The sequence below is a fragment of the Thiolapillus sp. genome (assembly GCF_048562965.1).
Classification (GTDB): Bacteria; Pseudomonadota; Gammaproteobacteria; order Chromatiales; family Chromatiaceae; genus Thiolapillus; species Thiolapillus brandeum_A.
In genome coordinates this window covers 1-3102 of the sequence record NZ_JBHNMF010000386.1, presented here as the reverse complement: position 1 = coordinate 3102, position 3102 = coordinate 1, and the positions used below count along the sequence as shown (strand labels likewise).

The following is a 3102-nucleotide window of genomic DNA, read 5'->3' as shown; positions in this document are numbered from 1 at the left end:
CAGTGCGCCTGAAATCCGTCGGTGTGTCATTCTTGCGGCAGCCCCGCTGAAAATCATGTCGCTGAGCAGTCAAACAAGGCAGCCGCCAGCCAAATAACGCTACCAGATGTAAGAATGAGCGAGCAAAATTGAAGGCCGCATTTGAAAATACGGATTCAGACTCTACTTTCGTTATATACTCCATCCAACCTTCACCCAAACCCAACGAGGTTTAGTTCAATGCCGAAGTTAGTTTTATGTGCTTGTACAGTAGTGCTTTTTTTGTCCGGAACGGTACAGGCGGCTCTTGAAGAAATAGGCAATGGCCTGATCAATGATTCCGTACTCGGAATTACCTGGCTGAAAGATGCGAATATGGTGAAAACCAGTTGTGATGCTAACGATGTCTTGTGGCAAGAATTCGATCTCTCCGTCTTAAAGACGGGTCAGAAGTCGATGCGAGATAAAGAACGGCTCTGTTCCTCTGGCGGTTACCTCAACTGGTACGAGGCAAAGGTGTGGATTGCATTACTCAACGCCTATAATTATAAGGGATATGACGATTGGCAGCTACCGGAAACCAATCCGGTTAATGGTACGAACTACAAGTTCGACTTCCTTTATGACGGGAGCGCGGATGCGGGATATAACATCAGTGCTCCAGATAGTGCTTATCCTGGCAGTACCGGAAGCTGGCTGGCACATCTGCACTATAATAGCCTCGGTAATGGTTCCTTATACAGCCCCGGGGGTACCGATCAGCGTGCGAAGGTTTGTCCCGCACCTGATTACTGTTTGCAACATACCGGTCCTTTTGAGAACCTCGATCCTATATCATACTGGTCCGGTACAGACGATCCTCTGGACCCTAAAAAGACCTGGTACTTCAGTACTGGTTTCTCCCGCCAGCTCATGGGTTTTAAGCACGGTTACAATCTTCGCGTCTGGCCCGTTCGTCCCAAACAATCAGTAAACAAAGCCAAGCTCGAAGATCTGGGTAATGGGTTGGTTAACGATCATACACTCAAGATAACGTGGATGAAAGATGCCAATATGGTGAAAACCAGCTGTGATGCAAACGATGCCTTATGGCGTGAATTTGATCCAGAGACTGTGCAGAGAGCGCACTTGCCTCCTAGAATTAGAAGCAAAGAGACCATATGTTCCGACCATGGAGGGCTCCTCAAATGGTACGAGGCGAAGGCTTGGATCGCGGTGCTCAACAGCCATAATTACCTGGGATATAATGACTGGCGGTTGCCAGCAACCAATCCGGTGAATGGTAGGGAGTACAATTTCGGCGGCGCTGTTAATTTTGATGGAAGTAAAGACATGGGGTACAACGTTAGTGCGCCGGGCAGTGCTTATCCTGGCAGCACGGGAAGTGAGTTGGCACATATGCATTACAACAGTCTTGGCAATGGCTCTCACTATAGTGTTGGCGGCCATGAACAGCAGGAATCAATTTGCCCCCATCCAAATATGTGCATGCAGCATACCGGGCCTTTTAATAACCTTCGGTCTTACAAATACTGGTCGGGTACCGAGGAGAATGAGTCGGGTACGAGGAGCGGCGTTCACTGGGATACCAAGAGGGAAAATGCTTGGGCCTTCAGTAACAATCGAGGCTACCAGGGGTTTAACAACAAGTTTGACTACCTATTCCATGTCTGGCCTGTTCGTTCCGGGCTATCGAAAGTCAGGGTGAGACTTGATGACATAGGCAATGGTCTGATCAACGACCATAGACTTAAGGTCACTTGGATGAAAGATGCCAACATGGTGAAAACCAGTTGTGATGCACACGATGCCTTATGGCAGGCGTTTAATCCAGGCGACCTGCCGCCAAGTGAAAGGAGCAACCGCGATAAAGCGAGTATCTGTGCCGATAATGGGCGTCTCAACTGGTACGAGGCGAAGGCTTGGATTAAGGTGCTCAATAGCCATTATTACAAGGGATATACTGACTGGCGTCAGCCGGCAATCAAGCCGATGAATGGAATATCTTATATTGACAGGCGTGCTTATGATGGCAGTACAGACCATGGATATAATATCCATAGCTCTGCCAGCGAACTGGCGGATCTGCACTATAACAGTCTCGGCAATCCAGCCATGTACAGTCCCGCCGGCATTGACCAGCAGGATACCGTTTGTCCTCCGCCGAATCATTGTGTAAGAAACAAGGGACCTTTTGACAACTTTTATGATCAGGATCCAGAAGGGTACTGGTCACGTACCACGCAAGTGTTCAACGACCCCTTGCGTGCACATGATGAGGGCTATGCATTGTCTTTCGATCCCTATGACGGATACCAGGGGTATAACGATAAAAATATCGCTCGTCTCTACATTTGGCCCGTTCGTTCTGGACTATCGGAAGACAGGTCGAAGCTTGATGATTTAGGTAACGGCTTGGTCAACGATACTGCGCTCAATATCACTTGGCTAAAAGATGCCAATATGGTAAAGACCAGTTGCGATGCCAATGATGACTTGTGGAAAAGTTTTGATCCAGAGGCTTTGCCAGAACAGAACTTTGTGGCTAAACAGCATAAACGTGATAAAGCGACCATCTGTGCCGAGAATGGCAGACTCAACTGGTATGAGGCGGAGGCTTGGATTGCGGTGCTCAATGACAATCATTACAAGGGGTATGCGGACTGGCGCCAGCAGGCAACCAACCCTCTGGGGCGTGCGATAGATCTTTATGGAAAGACGTATGACGGTAGTACAGATAGAGGATATAACAACTACAGCACCGTCAGCGAACTGGGTAACCTGCACTATAACACTCTCGGGAATGGTTCCTGGTATAGCGATACTGGCGATAACCAGCAGGGGAAGGTTTGTCCGGCACCACGTTACTGCGCTCAACATACCGGGCCTTTTGATAATCTCCAGTCTGATTCGTACTGGTCGGGTACAACTCATGTACTTTCCCCACATTCATATTCTGTCGATATGCAATACGCCTGGTACTTCTCGCCCTACAACGGTTACTTGGGTTGGGAGAACAAGAATACCAATAACTTCTATGTCTGGCCCGTTCGTTACGGGTTATCGGGGCGCGATGGGGCATTCGGAGAGTATCTTCGGAACCAGTTTGGTATTCCCCAGTAG

At 48.7% G+C, this 3102-nt stretch carries 2 protein-coding genes; one reads left to right on the top strand and one right to left on the bottom strand.

Annotated features, from left to right (window positions below):
* The coding region (locus ACOCD2_RS15190) for a hypothetical protein (protein ID WP_293653423.1) at positions 1–184 on the bottom strand (184 nt) is incomplete at its 3' end.
* A 68-nt stretch (positions 185–252) separates the two neighbouring features.
* Here ACOCD2_RS15190 and ACOCD2_RS15185 point away from each other — a divergent pair.
* A complete protein-coding gene (locus tag ACOCD2_RS15185) occupies positions 253–3102 on the top strand; it encodes a DUF1566 domain-containing protein (protein WP_295538570.1) in 2850 nt (949 codons plus the stop codon).